The organism is Nocardia sp. NPDC058244, assembly GCF_042882065.1.
Classification (GTDB): domain Bacteria; phylum Actinomycetota; class Actinomycetes; order Mycobacteriales; family Mycobacteriaceae; genus Nocardia.
Genome location: NZ_JBHVWX010000001.1, coordinates 975,275 through 990,584 on the forward strand (window position 1 = coordinate 975,275; position 15,310 = coordinate 990,584).

Genomic DNA, 15,310 nt, shown 5'->3' on the forward strand with positions numbered 1-15,310 from the left:
TGTCTACCAGCTCGATTTGTGGACCCCAGGGAGCTCGCCCCGGTGGGCCATCTCGCGCACACGAACACGGGAGAGGCCGAACTTCCGGAGATGGCCGCGTGGCCGGCCATCGGCTGCATCCCGATTGCGCAATCGTACCGGACTGGCGTCGCGGGGCTGGTTGCGCAGTTCCGCCTGCGCGGCGGCCCGCTCGGCGTCCCCGGTGGACGGCTTGCGGATGAGCTCCTTGAGCTCGGCGCGCCGGGCGGCGTAGCGCGCCACGATCGCGCGGCGTTGCTCGTTGCGGGCGATCTTGGACTTCTTCGCCATCAGCGCTCCTCGCGGAAGTCGACGTGCTTGCGCACGACGGGGTCGTATTTGCGCAGGACCAGCCGGTCGGGGTCGTTGCGGCGGTTCTTGCGGGTGACGTAGGTGTAGCCGGTCCCCGCGGTGGACTTGAGTTTGACGATCGGCCGGATATCGGTCGATTTCGAGGCCATGTGTGCTCCTCCTAGATCTTGTCGCCGCGGGCGCGGATGCGGGCCACCACGGCCTCGATCCCGTCCCGGTCGATGGTCTTGATGCCCTTGGCGGAGACCGTCAGCGTGATGCGGCGGCCCTCGCTGGGCAGGTAGTAGGTCTTGCGCTGGATGTTGGGGTTCCAGCGCCGGTTGGTGCGCCGGTGTGAGTGCGAGACGGCTTTTCCGAAGCCGGGCTTGCGACCGGTGACCTGGCAGTGGGCCGACATGCGACCTCCCTCCATGGTGATGACAACCATTTTCGACAACAGTTATTCCGCACTGTACCGTGGGGGTAACGTAAATGAAAATCGTTATCGAAAGGGGTTTCGGGTGCTGGACCAGTCCGACCGGAGAACGCCCGTCGTGCTGCTGGCCGGCTTCTCCGGACCTGCCATGACCGGCGTCGAGCACATCGCGGCGACACTGAGTGCGGACGCGGGCACCGTGGTGGTGCACCACGACCTCGCCGAGCTGCGCGAAGGCGTCGTGCGGCGCACGGTGCGCACCGCGGGCACCGTCACGACCACCGTGCTCGAGCTCGCGCACGGCTGCGTGTCGTGCACGCTGCGCGCGGATCTGCTGCCGATGCTGTGCACGCTCGCCGCCCGCGAGCACGTGCGCCGCATCGTGCTCGCGCTCGACCCGGCCATCGAGGCCGAGGCGCTGTGCCACGCGATCGACACGGTCGAGGTGACCGGAGTGGCGGACCGGGTCGACGGGCCCGCGAGCCGGAACGTGCGGATCGAGGCCACGCTGACCTGCCTGGACGGGCAGCAGTGGCTGGCCGACGCCACCGGCGACGAGGTGCTGGCCGACCGCGGGCTCGCCGCGGCCGACGACGAGCGGACGGTCGCGCAGGTGGCCGTCGGCCAGGTCGAGTTCGCCGACGCGCTGGTGGTGCTGGCCACCGGGGTCGACGCGCTCGACCGCGAACGCCTCGGCGCCGTCCTGGGCCGGATGACGCCCACCGCGCCGGTCGCCTGGCTCGACCAGCTGCCCGCCTTCGACGCGGTCGAGGTCGGCGCGCTGCTGACCCGCGTCCCGGCCGACGCGCGCCGCGGCCGGATCTTCGACGCCCACGCTCCGCTGCTGCGCGGTCAGCCGCCGCTGACCACCGACTGCGGTGTCTCGCTCATCGAATTCGCCGCGCGCAGGCCGTTCCATCCCGGCCGGCTGCACGACGCGCTGGACGTGCTGTTCGACGGCGTGGTCACCGCGCGCGGCCGGATCTGGCTGGCCACCCAGCCCGACCAGGTGGTGTGGCTGGAATCGGCGGGCGGTGGCCTGCGGGTCGGCGGCGCCGGTCGCTGGCTGGCCGCGATGAGCGCCGAGGAGCAGGCCGAGGCCGATCCGGACCGCCGGGCGATGGCCGCGCTGCGCTGGGACGAGCGGTTCGGCGATCGCGATGTGTCGCTGGTGATCCTGGCCCACGACGCCGATCCCGCCGAGATCCGGCACGCGCTGCACTGGGCGCTGGTCGAAGACGACGAGCTGCTGCTCGTCGACCGGGCGCCGGAACGAGTCGCGTTGTGGGACGACCCCTTCGGCGACTGGCACGAAGACCCCTGCGCCGATCCGTCCGAGGCCGCGGCCACGGCGGGCGAGCGCACCGAGAGAGGAGAAACGTCATGAAAGCGGGCATCCACCCCGACTACCACCCGGTGGTCTTCGAGGATTCGAGCACCGGCAAGCGGTTCCTGACCCGGTCGACCTCGACCAGCGATCGCACCGTCGAATGGGCCGACGGCGCGACGTATCCGTTGCTGGTCGTCGACGTCACCTCGGATTCGCATCCGTTCTGGACCGGCACCCATCGCAATCTCGACACCCAGGGCCGGGTGGAGAAGTTCGAGCGCAAGTACGGAAAGCGTTCGCGCGCAGGCAAGGAGGGCTGAGTCATGGCAGTGCCGAAGCGCAGGATGTCGCGGTCGAACACCCGCAGCAGGCGTTCGCAGTGGAAAGCCGCCGTTCCGCAGCTGGTTCCGGTCACCGTCGCCGGTGTGGAATACCAGGTGCCGCGTCGTATCGTTGGGGCGGTGCGGAAGGGTCTGATCGACCCGTCGCGGATCTAGGTTCGCCCGTACGCGGAGTTCGAGAGCTGGTTCGGAGGGGACAATCCGAATCGGGGATCGGACAACAGCAACGGCCTGCCGGATACGTCCGGCAGGCCGTTGTCGTCGCTGGTACGAGGGATCAGCCCTCGCGCTCGGCCAGTTCGGCCAGGGCCGCGGCGAGCTGGAAGAACTTGTTGCTGCCGAGGTCGGCGATGGTCTTGATCTTCAGGGCCTCGAGCAGCTGCTTGTCGTGCGCCTCGGTCAGGCCGGCCAGGGCCGACGGCGGCGCGGCGAGGATTTCCTTCAGCGTCTTGTTCTCGTATTCCTTGTCGAGAACTTTGTCGAGCACCACGTTGACGGCCATGCGAACTCCTTCGAACGAACCTTGGATGTGCTGGGCGAGACGAATGCGCCCCGGCCGACGATAACCCGCTGACGGGCCTGGTGGGGGCCGAACGCGCCGTCAGCGGCCGGTTCTTCCGCGCACGCTGTCCAGGGGGCTTTCGGTGCGGTTGTCGTGCCTGCTCAGCGCCGGATCGGTGGGTGCCGGGCAATCGGCCGGTTACCGATGTGACAGATGCCACTTGGCGTGAGCAGGGCGGACGGCTTGCCGGGCGATTGCTGGAAGGCGCATAACCAACTCTTGGTTTGTTTTGTGGCACAAGAAAATTCCCGAGTGACTGATGCGGAGTCCTTGGCGGGTATGTACTCTCGTGCGGGAGGGCGGGTTCTCCGGTTAAGGAGAACCCGCTCATCGCCACTTCAGGGGCGGTTTTCGGGCCGAATGCGGCCCGTCGCGATGGATTCCACGAGCGGGGCGCTCGTTCACAAATTTTCCGACAAACCGGACGTTAGCTGGTCACCGGGCGGCGACGGTGCGCGCCTCGCGCTGGCGTTCGGCCGCGTCCCGCCGGTCCGGCGCGATCAGCACCGCGGTGATCGGCACCGTCAGGCCGAGAGCGCCGAGCACGAACATCGGGAACACCAGGTCGAACGGGGTGAGCCCGCCCGGCGTCCGGCTGCCCGGATCGATCGTGAACTCCAGTGCGGCTAGCGCGGTGTAGTACACGGCGGCGACGCCGACCGCGAACAGTGCCGAGGCCGCCACCCGCACGAGGACCACCCGCACGACCTGGAACGCCCACAGCGTCGCGGTGCACAGCGCCATCGACGCCAGCACGGCGACACCGATCAGCCCGAGCGACTCGTCCACGGTGCCCTGCACCGCCAGCGCGTCCAGCGTCAGGTAGGTCGACAGGCCGACGCTGAGACCCATCGTCAGCCCGCCGATGATCAGCCGCGGCAGCTGCGGGGTCCGGCCGCCGATCAGCAGACCGGCCAGCACGCCGACGACCGCGGTGGCGGCCGCCGCGGCGCCGAGCGCCGCGTTGTACCGCAGCGTGGTCTCCTGCACCCGGATGCCGAGCAGCGCCACCGAATTCGCCAGCCACAGGCCGACCCCGCCGAGCGAGACCGCCGCCATCGTCAGCCAGAGCAGCCGGAACCGCTGGGAGTACTTCGCGTGCCGCACGCAGGCGAACGCCACCAGCGCGCCGAGGACCGACAGGCCGAACGCGAGCCAGGCGATGCCGGTACCGCGACCGAACGTCTCGGCGCCGGTCGCGGCGAGCAGGTCAGCCACGCCGGCCGGCCTCCTCGAACTGCTGCGGCTCGAGCTGCGCGATGGCGTACTCGGTGACCGCCGCCAGCGCCTGCCTGACCTCGACCGCGTTGCGCGCGTCGATGTCGACGATCGGGATGCCCTCGCGCACCGAGAGCGCCTCGCGCAGTTCGGCGATCGGGAAGCGCGGCGCGTTCGGGAAGCGGTTCACCGCGATCAGGAACGGCAGGCCGCGCGCCTCGAAGAAGTCGACCGCGGCGAAGCTGTCCTCCAGCCTGCGGGTATCGATCAGCACCACCGCGCCGATGGCGCCGCGGATCAGGTCGTCCCACATGAACCAGAACCGCTTCTGGCCGGGCGTGCCGAACAGGTACAGCACCAGGTTGCCCGGCAGCACGATGCGGCCGAAGTCCATGGCGACGGTGGTCGTCTCCTTCTCCGGCGTCTCGGCGAGATCGTCGATGCCGTCGGAGAAATGGGTGACCATCGCCTCGGTGCGCAGCGGAACGATCTCCGACACCGCACCGACGAAAGTCGTCTTGCCTGCGCCGAATCCGCCTGCCACGACGATCTTGGTCGACGCGACCCGTTGATCGGGGTTCGGGGGGCGCATGCCCTCAGAGGCCACGGAGTCCACGCAAAGTCCTCTCCATCAGTGATCGGCGTTCGTCATAGCTCGCCTGCTCGGTCAGCGTCGAATGCACTCGAAGAATCCCGCCGACTACGAGATCGCCGATCATCACCCGGACCATACCCAGTGGGCGTCCGAGGTATGCAGCTATTTCCGCGACCGAGAGCCGATGTGTACCCAGTCGCACGATTTCGGTGCGCAAGTCCCCTACGGGCCATTCCATGTGCGCGGTGTAGGAGACCGTCTCCACCACTGCCTCCAAGGGCAGCGAGATCGCGGGCTCGGTCCGGCCCGAGGTCAGAGCGTAGGGCCTGACCCTGGTCGTCGGCCGGTTTTCTGATCCGTACGGACTCGACATCTCACCTCAGCCGGCGGAGCGGGCGGTGGCGGTGACCGCCGAGCCCACTCGGTCGACGAGCAGCGCCATCTCGTAGCCGATGCGGCCGATGTCGTGGCTCTTGTTGGCCAGAACCGCGAGGTGCGAGCCGTTTCCGACGCTCATCACCAGCAGGTATCCCCGCTGCATCTCGACGATCGACTGCATGACCTTGCCGCCGTCGAACAGATGCGCCGCGCCCATCGATAGACTCGCCAGCCCCGCGGTCACCGCGGCCAGCTGCTCGGCCCGGTCCGAGGGCAGGTGCGGGCTGGTCGCCTGCAGCAGACCGTCCGCCGAGACCAGCACCGCGTGCGAGACGCCGGGCACGTCCCGGGTGAAGCGGGCGACCAGCCAATTCAGATTCTCGTCCGTGGGGTGCGCGTTGCTCATTCGAGGCCTCCGTCGTTGTACTGGATCTCGGCACGGCCACTGCGGACGCCGCTGAGATGTCTGGTCAAGTTGTTGCGGATCTCCTCGGGATCGCGAGCACCCGCCTCCTCGGCCGGGGTGAGACCGCCGGGGACCAGCTGGGCGCCCGGTTTACGGATCGGTAGGCCACCGACGGTGCGCGACGATGTCGGTGGATTGCCCGCGCTGGCCGCTGCCGACCAGCCCGCGTCTCCGGGGGAACTCCATGATGCGCCGTTGCCGCCGGATTCGGCAGTGGCGGAAGCTGGTTCGACGAGCCATTCCGAGACCATCCGCTGATAGATGGGGGTCGGGGCCTCGCCGGGCACCGGTTGCAGCCGGGTGCTCGCGGTCGGCATCGGATCCGCCGCGGCGACCGGCGCAGGCGTCGGCTCGGGTGCCCGTTCGGGCTCGGGTAAGCGCGGCACCTGCCGTGTCTCGGTGAGCTCGCTGAGCGCGGAGGCGGGAACGCGTTGCGGCAGGCCGATCGTCCTGGCCGGGGCCTCGTCGGCCGGGGCGGTCGCCGGGACCGGCAGATCGTCGGTGTCGTGCTCGTGCTCGGCCCACAGCCCGGTCGGTTCCTCGGGCTCCGGCTCGGGCTCGACGGGTACGGGCGGCTCCTGGCCGTTGGGCCGCCGCTGCGGCAGGCCGGCTCCGGTCAGCGGCGCACTCGGCGGCTCGATGTGCTCGGCGGGACCGAAGCCGGTCGGCACGAGGGGATTCGGGCCGGTCGGCACGAGGGGATTCGGACCCGTCGGCACCAGTGGGTTCGGGCCGGCGGGCACCGGCACAACGAGCGGGTTCGGGCCGGTCGGCGACATGACCGGATTGGGCCCGGTGATGTCGGCGGGGGTCAGGGCGTGCGGGCCGATGGCCGAGGGCACCAGCGCGTGCGAGCCGGTCGACACGATCGGGTTGGGGCCGGTCGGCGGACCCGACACCGTGGGCGGCGGCGAGACGAGCGCGCTGGGCAGGTGCACGCTCGCGGTGATGCCTGGCTGCGGCGCCTGGGTGGAGGTGCGCCGCAGGCTGACGGTGATGGTGTGCCGCTTGGCCAGCCTGCCGACGACGAAAAGACCCATCCGGCGGGCGGTCTCGATGGTGACCTCACCACCGGAGGCGAGCCGGTCGTTGGTGGTCTGCAGATCGTCGGCGGACATGCCGAGACCGCGGTCGGTGATCTCGATCAGGTAGCCGCCGTCGACCGCGCGGCCGACGATGACCGCCACCGAGGTGCTCGGCGGCGAGTAGCGCAGGGCGTTGTCGATGAGCTCGGCGAGCAGGTGCTCGATGTCGACCGCGGACTCACCGGCGACGACACCGTCGGGCACGTTGCCGATCTCGACCCGCTGGTAGTCCTCCACCTGCGAGACCGCGCTCCAGAGCATGTCCGACAGCGGCACCGGCGGCAGGTGACCGCGGCGCAGCACGGTACCGGCGAGCACCAGCAGGTTGTCGCCGTTGCGGCGCATGCGGGTGGCGAGGTGGTCGAGGCGGAACAGCGTCTGCAGGCGCGAGGGGTTGTCCTCGTCGTGCTCGAGTTCCTCGATGAGCGCGAGCTGCTGCTCGACCAGCGACTGGCTGCGCCGCGACAGCGTCTCGAACATGTTGCCGATCTGCAGGCGCAGGCGGGCCTGGTCGGCGGCCAGGTTCAGGGCCTGCTCGTGGATCTCGTCGACGGCGCGGGCCAGCTGGCCGATCTCGTCGGTGGAATGCACGCCGACCGGGGCGATCTCGGGGGTCGCGCCGCCGCTGCGGACGACCGCGAGCTCGTCGGGCAGCTTCACGTGCGCGACCTCGAGCGCGTCGCGCCGCAGCCTGCGCACCGGGACGACCAGCGTGCGGGCCACCGCGAGGGCCAGCGCCAGACCGGCCAGCAGCATGCCGAGCACCAGGGTGGTCTCGCGCAGCGCGCCGGTCTGCGCGTTGGCGGTGTTGGTCTCGAGAGTGTGGTCGATGCTGTCGAGCAGCTGGTTCAGGCTCGACGCGTAGGTGTCGGCGCTGACCTGGAGGGTGTTGAGCACCGCGGCGTTGCTGGTCGGGTCGCCCGCGTTCTGGCTGAGCACGCTCATCCTGGTCTGGACGGCGTCCATCATCGCGGCCCGGCTGCCCGCCTTCTCCGGCATGATCATGGCGTAGGTCATGATCGTGGTCATCTCGGAACCGAGCTCGACCAGCATCCGCGCCCGCGCGCTCTGGCTGCGGCCCGCGTCGGGGGAGACGACCAGCAGACGCTGGTGGGTGAGGATCCGGCGCGCCTGATGCAGCGCGGTCAGCTGCAAGAAGTAGCGCTGGACGACGAAGTCCTCGACGTTCGGCGTCTGCGCGAGCGCGTTCGCGATCCGCTCGGCGATCTCGTCGGACTGCTCACCGACCATCGCCGGGGAGCCGCCGCGCACGGTGTTGCGCAGGGTGGCGCCGGTGGCGGTGGCCGCGGTGAGCTCGGTCTGGATCGTCGGCGAGAGCCGGGCCGAGCGCATGGCGCTCTGTACCTCGGCCAGCGCCTGGTCGTAGGTGGTGAGCGCCGCGTCGGTCTGTGGGTCGGCGATCGCGCCCCAGTTGGCCGTCGCCGCGACCGCGAGTTGCTCGGTGGCGGTGGCGAATTTGACGACGGGGCGGATGACGGTGGCTTGCTCGGTGGCGGCGCTGAGCTGCGTCATCATTTGCAGCTCGTTGTTGATCCGGAGCACGGCGAACGTGGTCGCCAGCATCACCGGCAGCACCAGCACCACACCGACCTTGCGCGTAACCGACCAGTTCGACAGGCTGAATTGCCAGGAGCGCGATGCAGGTTCCATCCGCGTGCGTTGCCTCTGCTTCCACGTGAGACCCCGGCCCGCGCGGGGAGGTCGCGGAGCGATGCGAGCGCAGAACCAACTGGAGGTCTTCTTTTACCGCAGGAAAGATACCCGGATGGGTGGGCATCGGCAATCCGGACCACACGGTCTGCAATTCGCCGAATATACGCTGGCACATCGCGACCGCCACGCGGAGCGTGCCCCTCTCAGTACGTTCTCAGTCGTTCACGGCAAACTGGGCACATGCGCATTCTGGTAGTCGACGACGATCGCGCGGTGCGGGAATCACTGCGCCGGTCGCTGAGCTTCAACGGCTACACCGTCGACCTGGCGGTGGATGGCATGGACGCGTTGGAGAAAGTCACCGCGGCCAGGCCCGATGCCCTGGTTCTCGATGTGATGATGCCCAGGCTGGACGGCCTCGAAGTGTGCCGCCGCCTGCGCAGCACCGGCGATGATCTGCCGATTCTGGTATTGACCGCCCGGGATTCGGTCTCCGAACGAGTCGCCGGCCTCGACGCGGGCGCCGACGATTATTTGCCGAAGCCTTTCGCGTTGGAGGAATTGCTGGCGCGTTTGCGCGCGTTGCTGCGCAGGCGCGCACCCGACCCGGGCGAGGCGTCGGAAGCGATGGTGTTCGCTGATCTGTCGCTGGATCCGGTGACCCGGGAGGTCTCGCGCGGCGATCGCGCCATCAGCCTCACCCGAACCGAGTTCTCGTTGCTCGAGATGTTGATGGCCAATCCGCGTCGCGTGCTCACCCGCGGCCGCATCCTCGAAGAGGTCTGGGGCTACGACTTTCCCACCTCGGGAAATGCGCTGGAGGTCTACATCGGCTATTTGCGGCGCAAGACCGAGGCCGACGGCGAGGAACGCTTGATCCACACGGTGCGCGGCGTCGGGTACGTGCTGCGCGAGACCCCTCCGTAGGCGGCCGCGATGGCATCCAAGGAACCCGCCGTCGCCGTGCTGCGGCGCCCGCCGGACGCGGGGGAGATGCGCCCACCGATGCCGCTGACGCGCTCGGTGTCGCTGCGCTGGCGGGTGACCCTGCTGGCCGCGTCGGTGGTGCTCATCGCCGTCGCGGTCACCTCCATCGCGGCCTACGCGATGGTGGCCCGCGCGCTCTACGCCGACGTCGACGCCCAGCTCGAGGCCAGGGCGGCGACGATGATCAACAACAACTTCGAGACGCTCGGCTTCCAGTCGATCGTGCTGGCCGGGTTGTTCTCCAACGATGTCGGCGTCGCGCTGATCTACGCCGACCACAAGCCGTACATGCCGCCGCAGCAGACGATTCCGCCGGTCGGCGCGCAGGAGCTCGCCGTCGCCGACGGCAAGATCAACTCGTCGCTGCGCACCGTCGGTGACCAGCGGGTGCTCGCCGCGCGCACGCACAGCGGCGCGACGCTGATCATCTCGCAGAAGCTCTACCGCACCCGTGAGGTGCTCGATCGGCTGGCCTGGCTGCTGTTCGTGGTCGGCGCCTGTGGCGTCGTGCTCGCGGCCGCGGCGGGCACCGCGGTGGGCCGTACCGGCCTGCGCCCGATCGCCCGGCTGACCGCCGCGACCGAGCGGGTCGCCCGCACCGACGACCTCACCCCGATCCCGGTCACCGGTGACGACGAACTGGCCAGGCTCACCGAGAGTTTCAACACGATGCTGCGGGCGCTGGCCGAATCCCGCGACCGCCAGCGCAGGCTCGTCGCCGACGCGGGCCACGAACTGCGCACCCCGCTGACCTCCCTGCGCACCAATATGGAGCTGCTCATCGCCTCGGGCAGGCCGGGCGCGCCGCAGCTGCCCGACGAGGACATGGCGGAGCTGCGCGCGGACGTGGTCGCCCAGATCGAGGAGCTCTCGACGCTGGTCGGCGACCTCGTCGACCTGGCCCGCGAGGACGCGCCCGAAACCGTCTACGAGCGGGTGGATCTCGGCGAGGTGGCCGAGCGCGCGCTCGAGCGTGCGCGGCGCAGGCGCACCGGCATCACCTTCACCGCCGAACTGCGCCCGTGGTTCGTCTACGGGCACGAGGCGGGCCTGGAACGCGCGGTGCTCAACGTGCTCGACAACGCCGCCAAGTGGAGTCCCGGCGACGCGGAGGTCAGGATCACCATGCGCCCGGCCGGGCCCGGCCTGCTCGAGCTGGTGGTCGCCGATGCCGGCCCCGGCATCCCCAGCGACGAACGGGAGCTGGTGTTCGAGCGCTTCTACCGGACCACGGCCTCGCGGTCGATGCCGGGTTCCGGGCTCGGGCTCGCGATCGTCAAGCAGGTGGTGACCAAGCACGGTGGCACGATCGCGATCGACACCTCCGACCGCGGCGGCGCCCTGGTCCGGATCGTGTTGCCCGGTGAGGCACCGGCGGTTCCGGACGACGCCGAGCCCGGCTCGGTGTGATCCGCGGAGTCTCGGCGAACTGACGGGACGATCTCAGCCGCCTCTCAGTACCCGTCACGAAGCTGGTAGGCAAGCGTGAGGAGACAGACACCATGACCGACGATCCCCAGCAGCGACCTGCTGACCAGCCCGCCGACTCCGGACCGGGCGGCGCGGATCATCCCGCCGGGGCGCCGTTCCCCGGTCCGGGTCCGGCCTCGGGCCAGCTGCCCGCCGCCGGTGCCGCCCAACCCTTCGGTGGGGTGCCGCACCCCGGTCAGCCGGGCCCGTTCCCCGGGGCACAGCCGGGCGGCCAGCCCGCGGGCCCGGTGCCACCTCACGCCCCTGAGCAGCCGTACGGCGCCGCGTCCTCCCACAGCGCCGAGCAGCCGTACGGCTCGCCGCAGCACTACGGCACCGCGGATTCCTATGGCACGGCGCCACTGCCCGGCGTGTCCGCTTACGGCGTGTCGCACGGTCAGCAGGTTCCGCCCGCCTTCGGGGGACAGCCCGGTGGTGTCGTCGCGCCGCCGCGGAAGCCGCTGCGGCTCGGTCTGGTGGCGGGAGCCACGGCGCTGGCGCTGGTCAGTGGCGGTATCGGTGGTGTCGTCGGCGTGCTGGCGACCGGTTCCGAGTCCGCCCCGGTGACCAACGCGCTCGACGCGCCCAAGCCCGCGGTCAACAACGTCGCCAACGCCCCGGCCGGGTCGACCCAGGCGGTTGCCCAGCGGGTGCTGCCCAGCGTCGTGATGATCAAGGTGGCCGGTGCGCGCGCCTCCGGCGAGGGCTCCGGGGTCGTGCTGTCCACCGACGGCTTGATCCTCACCAACAATCACGTCGCCGCGGGCGCGGGCGCCTCGGCGAAGATGGAAGTGGTGTTCAGCGACGGCAGCACCGCGCCGGCCACCATGATCGGCGCCGATCCGGTCTCGGACCTGGCCGTCATCAAGGTCAGCGGCAAGAGCGGGCTCACCCCGATCGAACTCGGCACCTCCGACGGGCTCGCGGTGGGGCAGCCGGTGATCGCGATCGGCTCGCCGCTCGGCCTGGCGGGCACCGTCACCACCGGCATCGTCTCCGCGCTCAACCGCCCGGTCTCGACCAGCGGTGAGGGCACCCCCAGCCAGGTCAACCCGGTGATCGACGCGATCCAGACCGACGCGGCGATCAACCCGGGCAACTCCGGCGGCGCGCTGGTCGACGGCCAGGGCAAGCTGATCGGCATCAACACCGCCATCGCCAGCCTCGGCGGCGAGGCCGCGGGCGGCGCGCAGAGTGGATCGATCGGCCTCGGCTTCGCCATCCCGGTGGATCAGGCCCGCCGGGTCGCCGACGAACTGATCAAGACCGGCCACGCCACCTACGCCCAGGTCGGCATCAAGCTGCGGCCGCAGGACACCGCGGCCCGGGTACTCGAGGTCACCCCGGACGGGCCCGCGGCGAAGGCGGGCGTGCCCGCAGGCGCGGTCGTCACCCGGCTCGACGACCGGCCGATCGACTCCGGCGACGCGCTGATCGCGGCGGTCCGCTCGCATCAGCCGGGCGACAAGGTGAAGCTCACCTACACCGACGAGCAGGGCGGCAATGCCAAGACGGTCGAGGTCACCCTCACCGGCGCCGCGGCGGAGGGCGGCCGATGATGCGTTCGAGCGCGGCGCTGTCGTGTGTAGGCGCTACGGTGATGAGCATGGACATCGATGCTCCCGTGGCAGGGCGTGCACTGGTTGTTGTCGTCGACGATCGGACGGCGCATGGCGGCGTGGATTCGTTCGGCCCGCTCGTCACCGAACTGCTCAGCGAGGCGGGCTTCCTGGTCGACGCCTCGGTGACGGTGCAGGCCGAGGAGGTCGAGATCCGCAACGCGCTCAACACCGCGGTGATCGGCGGCGTCGATCTGGTGATCTCGGTCGGCGGCACCGGTATGTCGCCCCGCGACATCACCCCCGAGGCCACCGTGCAGGTGCTCGACCGGGAACTGCCCGGCATCACCGAGGCGCTGCGGGCCTCGGGCCGGGTGGCCGGCTCGCTGGACGCGGGTCTGTCGCGCGGCGTCGCCGGCATCTCCGGCAGCACCCTGGTCGTGAATCTGCCGGGCACCCGCTCCGCCATCCGCGACGGCATGGCCACGCTGGGCCCGCTCGCGAGCCGGGTGATCGATGAGCTCTCCGGATTGGACGAGTGACGGCGATGACGTCGTCGGACAGCACGTCGCCGGGGGGCCAGGAGGCCGTCCGGCGCAAGGCCGCCGAGGCCGCGCGCCTGGCCCGTATTTTCGGCGACGTGCTGCCCGAAACCACCGGCGACGAGCGCGGGGGGCGCTCGGATAACGACGAATGGTTACGTTCGCAGGTGCCACCGCACCACGGGTGACCTTACCGTTATCTACGTAGCCGCTACGTAATAGGCACGCACCGAAATGCCGTTTCGGGTGTGATTGCGAACGGGTGACAATTCCTCGGGACCACGCGAAAGCGTGGTCCTTTGTCGTATAAGTGTTCGAAACTCGCCAGTAACCACTTCCGGTTCAGTCCCGTTGACGCCGCTGATCTCCGATGCATTTATGCACGTCAAAGCATGTGGCGATGTGCGCACCTGTGCTTGGGGTCACATTGAAATTTACGAACTCTTTCGTTGCCGGAACGGCTGCACAGCGTTTAATGTTCGCCATCGAGCCATCAACTATTGGCCCCCGCAGTACCCCACTTCTGTGTGTTGAACCACCCGGTGGAACCCTGGCTCGGGTTCGCCACACCGGCCCCGTCCGTATCGTCGAAATAACAGTTGGTTACGTAACGGCAACAAAGGGGCGACACACTGAGCTGGGCCTGTGAGGTCCACCCGTCCGGTCTCGAAAGTCGAGACCGGCTGTTAGACACTGATGAGGGGAAGTATGAGCGAGAACCGCACCACCGGTGTGCGCCGCGGCGCCCGTGCCGCGGGCGTCGGCGCTGCCGCGGCCGCCGTGGCTTTCGGCCTGCTGTCGACCGGTGCCGCCAACGCCGACACCTTCGTGCCGTTGCCGGACGGCCAGAAGGTGAGCCCTGCCGGCGTGACCATCACCCGCACGGGTGAGCACGCTTTGATCTCGCCGTCGCTGGCCGCCAACGGCGCGGGTCGCGTCGTCTGGGTCTCCGGCACCGCGCTGGCCGAGGTCGCCGACACCCCCGAGGGCGAGGTCGGCCCCTGGAACGGTCCGTCCGGCCGCCCCGGTTCCAACAACTCCTCCACCCACGGCACCTCCCAGCTGAACACCGGCTACATCGTCGGTTGCCAGGTGAGCATCGCCGACGACGCGATCGGCGCCGGCGTCTCCGGCGGCCTGAGCACCGGTGGCGTGAGCGCCGGCGGCTCGATCGGCGTCAACCTGGGCCCGGGCGAGGTCAAGTTCGTGCAGATCAGCTCGAAGGACATCCAGAAGGCCGGCACCTACGCGATCGATTACCAGGACGCGGAGATCGAGATCCAGGGCTGCGCCGGCTACGCGCAGGCCCGGGCGTACACCGTGGTCGAGATCATCGGTGACAACTACTCGAAGACCACCCTGTACGGCATGCCGTTCAGCATCGGCTGACGTCTTTCGAACCGGCCCGAATCTTCTTCTCGCTGCGGCGAACTCAATCTCGAGGGACAATTCCTATGATCAACCGTAAGTTCATGGCGCGGATGGCGGGCGTCAGCGCCGCGGCCACCGTGGCCGTCGGCCTGTTCTCCACGGGCGCGGCCAACGCCGACACCTTCGTTCCCCTGCCGGGCGGCCACATCACCAAGACCCTGTCCGACGGCACCGTCGTCGAGATCAGCCTGGTGGGCGAGTCGGCCAACATCAGCCCGTCGATGGGCTCCACCCCGGTGCACCGCAACGCGTGGGTCTCCGGTAGCGCGCAGGTCACCGTCTCCGACGGCGGCTCCGGCAAGATCTTCCCGGGTTACACCGTGGGTTGCCAGGTCAACATCGCCGGCGGCGGTGTCTCCGGTGACGCGACGGTCGAAAGCGACTGGGAAGGCAACGCTTCCGGTGGCGTCGGCACCGGCGGCGAGCTCTCGCTCGGCCCCGGCCAGTCGAAGTCGTTCTACATTCTCGACATCGAGAAGGCCGACGACTACGGCTCGGAGTCGCACGGCAAGTCGAACAAGTTCAAGAACGGCGCCGGCTCGGTGACCTGGTCGGATTCGACCATCGGTCTGTCCGGCTGCGGCGGCTACGCGCAGGCTCGTGCCTTCGTGAGCGTCGAGGTCGAAACCGACAACGTCATCAGCTGGGTGACCCTGTGGGGTCAGCCGTTCAGCCTGGGCTGATTGTTCGATCACGAACGCACAACGGGCCGGTCGCAGTTGCGACCGGCCCGTTTTGTTGTCTCTGCAATGTTTGTGGCGCTGGACATTGCCGGGCTGCCTCATTATGTTTGTGGCGAAATTTGCTTTTCAGCTTCTCGATACACCTTCCGGCTGGGCGAGTCTGCCCTGTTGCCAGCGACGCGGTCCGCGGACCCGTCTGGGCTGGGTCCGGGCGCAGCACAGATATCGACCTCGACGGTCGAGG

19 protein-coding genes are annotated in these 15,310 nt (G+C 69.5%); 10 read left to right on the top strand and 9 right to left on the bottom strand.

Annotation, left to right across the window (positions count from 1 at the left end):
• Window positions 1-3 precede the first annotated feature (3 nt).
• Genes rpsN through rpmB form a run of 3 tightly spaced genes read right to left on the bottom strand, consistent with a single transcriptional unit; the run spans window position 4 to window position 727 of the window.
• The gene (gene rpsN / locus ACFVW6_RS04520) at window positions 4-309 is read right to left on the bottom strand and encodes a 30S ribosomal protein S14 (protein WP_355273507.1); all 306 of its coding nucleotides are present in this window, start codon (window positions 307-309) and stop codon (window positions 4-6) included.
• Entirely contained in the window at window positions 309-479 is a 171-nt protein-coding gene (rpmG, locus tag ACFVW6_RS04525) for a 50S ribosomal protein L33 (RefSeq protein ID WP_019049259.1), read from the bottom strand. The genes rpsN and rpmG overlap by 1 nt, the downstream gene beginning before the upstream one ends.
• A gap of 11 nt (window positions 480-490) precedes the next feature.
• A complete protein-coding gene (gene rpmB / locus ACFVW6_RS04530; protein ID WP_019049258.1) occupies window positions 491-727 on the bottom strand; it encodes a 50S ribosomal protein L28 in 237 nt (78 codons plus the stop codon).
• A 103-nt stretch (window positions 728-830) separates the two neighbouring features.
• Between rpmB and mrf the strand changes: the two genes are divergently transcribed.
• The 3 genes from mrf to rpmF are packed head-to-tail and all read left to right on the top strand — an operon-like array spanning window position 831 to window position 2,572.
• The gene (mrf, locus tag ACFVW6_RS04535; protein ID WP_378823680.1) at window positions 831-2,132 is read left to right on the top strand and encodes a ribosome hibernation factor-recruiting GTPase MRF; all 1,302 of its coding nucleotides are present in this window, start codon (window positions 831-833) and stop codon (window positions 2,130-2,132) included.
• A complete protein-coding gene (locus ACFVW6_RS04540) occupies window positions 2,129-2,395 on the top strand; it encodes a type B 50S ribosomal protein L31 (protein WP_378823678.1) in 267 nt (88 codons plus the stop codon). The genes mrf and ACFVW6_RS04540 overlap by 4 nt, the downstream gene beginning before the upstream one ends.
• A 3-nt stretch (window positions 2,396-2,398) precedes the next feature.
• A complete protein-coding gene (gene rpmF, locus ACFVW6_RS04545) occupies window positions 2,399-2,572 on the top strand; it encodes a 50S ribosomal protein L32 (RefSeq protein WP_355273498.1) in 174 nt (57 codons plus the stop codon).
• A 121-nt stretch (window positions 2,573-2,693) separates the two neighbouring features.
• Here the strand turns inward: rpmF and ACFVW6_RS04550 are convergent, their stop codons facing one another.
• The 6 genes from ACFVW6_RS04550 to ACFVW6_RS04575 form a co-directional block, all read right to left on the bottom strand.
• Entirely contained in the window at window positions 2,694-2,918 is a 225-nt protein-coding gene (locus ACFVW6_RS04550; RefSeq protein WP_355273495.1) for a hypothetical protein, read from the bottom strand.
• Between the two features lie 495 nt (window positions 2,919-3,413).
• Window positions 3,414-4,196, bottom strand: coding sequence for a hypothetical protein (locus ACFVW6_RS04555; protein ID WP_378823675.1), 783 nt, complete (start codon window positions 4,194-4,196; stop codon window positions 3,414-3,416).
• On the bottom strand, window positions 4,189-4,788 hold the full coding sequence (locus ACFVW6_RS04560) for an ATP/GTP-binding protein (protein WP_218717093.1): 600 nt from the start codon (window positions 4,786-4,788) through the stop codon (window positions 4,189-4,191). Before ACFVW6_RS04560 ends, ACFVW6_RS04555 begins: the two co-directional genes overlap by 8 nt.
• A gap of 4 nt (window positions 4,789-4,792) precedes the next feature.
• Window positions 4,793-5,164, bottom strand: a complete 372-nt coding sequence (locus tag ACFVW6_RS04565; RefSeq protein WP_355273490.1) for a DUF742 domain-containing protein — start codon at window positions 5,162-5,164, stop codon at window positions 4,793-4,795.
• A 6-nt stretch (window positions 5,165-5,170) separates the two neighbouring features.
• On the bottom strand, window positions 5,171-5,575 hold the full coding sequence (locus ACFVW6_RS04570) for a roadblock/LC7 domain-containing protein (protein ID WP_019049250.1): 405 nt from the start codon (window positions 5,573-5,575) through the stop codon (window positions 5,171-5,173).
• Window positions 5,572-8,391, bottom strand: a complete 2,820-nt coding sequence (locus ACFVW6_RS04575; protein WP_378823672.1) for an ATP-binding protein — start codon at window positions 8,389-8,391, stop codon at window positions 5,572-5,574. The genes ACFVW6_RS04570 and ACFVW6_RS04575 overlap by 4 nt, the downstream gene beginning before the upstream one ends.
• Before the next feature lie 243 nt (window positions 8,392-8,634).
• Between ACFVW6_RS04575 and ACFVW6_RS04580 the strand changes: the two genes are divergently transcribed.
• The 7 genes from ACFVW6_RS04580 (at window position 8,635) to ACFVW6_RS04610 (ending at window position 15,066) form a co-directional block, all read left to right on the top strand.
• Window positions 8,635-9,321: a response regulator transcription factor gene (locus tag ACFVW6_RS04580; RefSeq protein WP_355273484.1), complete on the top strand. Its 687-nt coding sequence runs from the start codon at window positions 8,635-8,637 to the stop codon at window positions 9,319-9,321.
• Window positions 9,322-9,330: 9 nt separating this feature from the next.
• Window positions 9,331-10,791, top strand: a complete 1,461-nt coding sequence (locus ACFVW6_RS04585; protein WP_378823670.1) for an ATP-binding protein — start codon at window positions 9,331-9,333, stop codon at window positions 10,789-10,791.
• 92 nt (window positions 10,792-10,883) lie between these two features.
• A complete protein-coding gene (locus ACFVW6_RS04590) occupies window positions 10,884-12,410 on the top strand; it encodes a trypsin-like peptidase domain-containing protein (RefSeq protein ID WP_378823669.1) in 1,527 nt (508 codons plus the stop codon).
• Window positions 12,410-12,952 (top strand): MogA/MoaB family molybdenum cofactor biosynthesis protein, encoded by a 543-nt coding sequence (locus ACFVW6_RS04595; protein ID WP_355274623.1) that lies wholly within the window; start codon window positions 12,410-12,412, stop codon window positions 12,950-12,952. Before ACFVW6_RS04590 ends, ACFVW6_RS04595 begins: the two co-directional genes overlap by 1 nt.
• Before the next feature lie 5 nt (window positions 12,953-12,957).
• The gene (locus ACFVW6_RS04600; protein WP_378823667.1) at window positions 12,958-13,140 is read left to right on the top strand and encodes a hypothetical protein; all 183 of its coding nucleotides are present in this window, start codon (window positions 12,958-12,960) and stop codon (window positions 13,138-13,140) included.
• 520 nt (window positions 13,141-13,660) lie between these two features.
• On the top strand, window positions 13,661-14,341 hold the full coding sequence (locus ACFVW6_RS04605; RefSeq protein WP_218721722.1) for an MspA family porin: 681 nt from the start codon (window positions 13,661-13,663) through the stop codon (window positions 14,339-14,341).
• Window positions 14,342-14,406: 65 nt separating this feature from the next.
• Entirely contained in the window at window positions 14,407-15,066 is a 660-nt protein-coding gene (locus tag ACFVW6_RS04610; protein WP_355273474.1) for an MspA family porin, read from the top strand.
• Window positions 15,067-15,310: the final 244 nt, after the last annotated feature.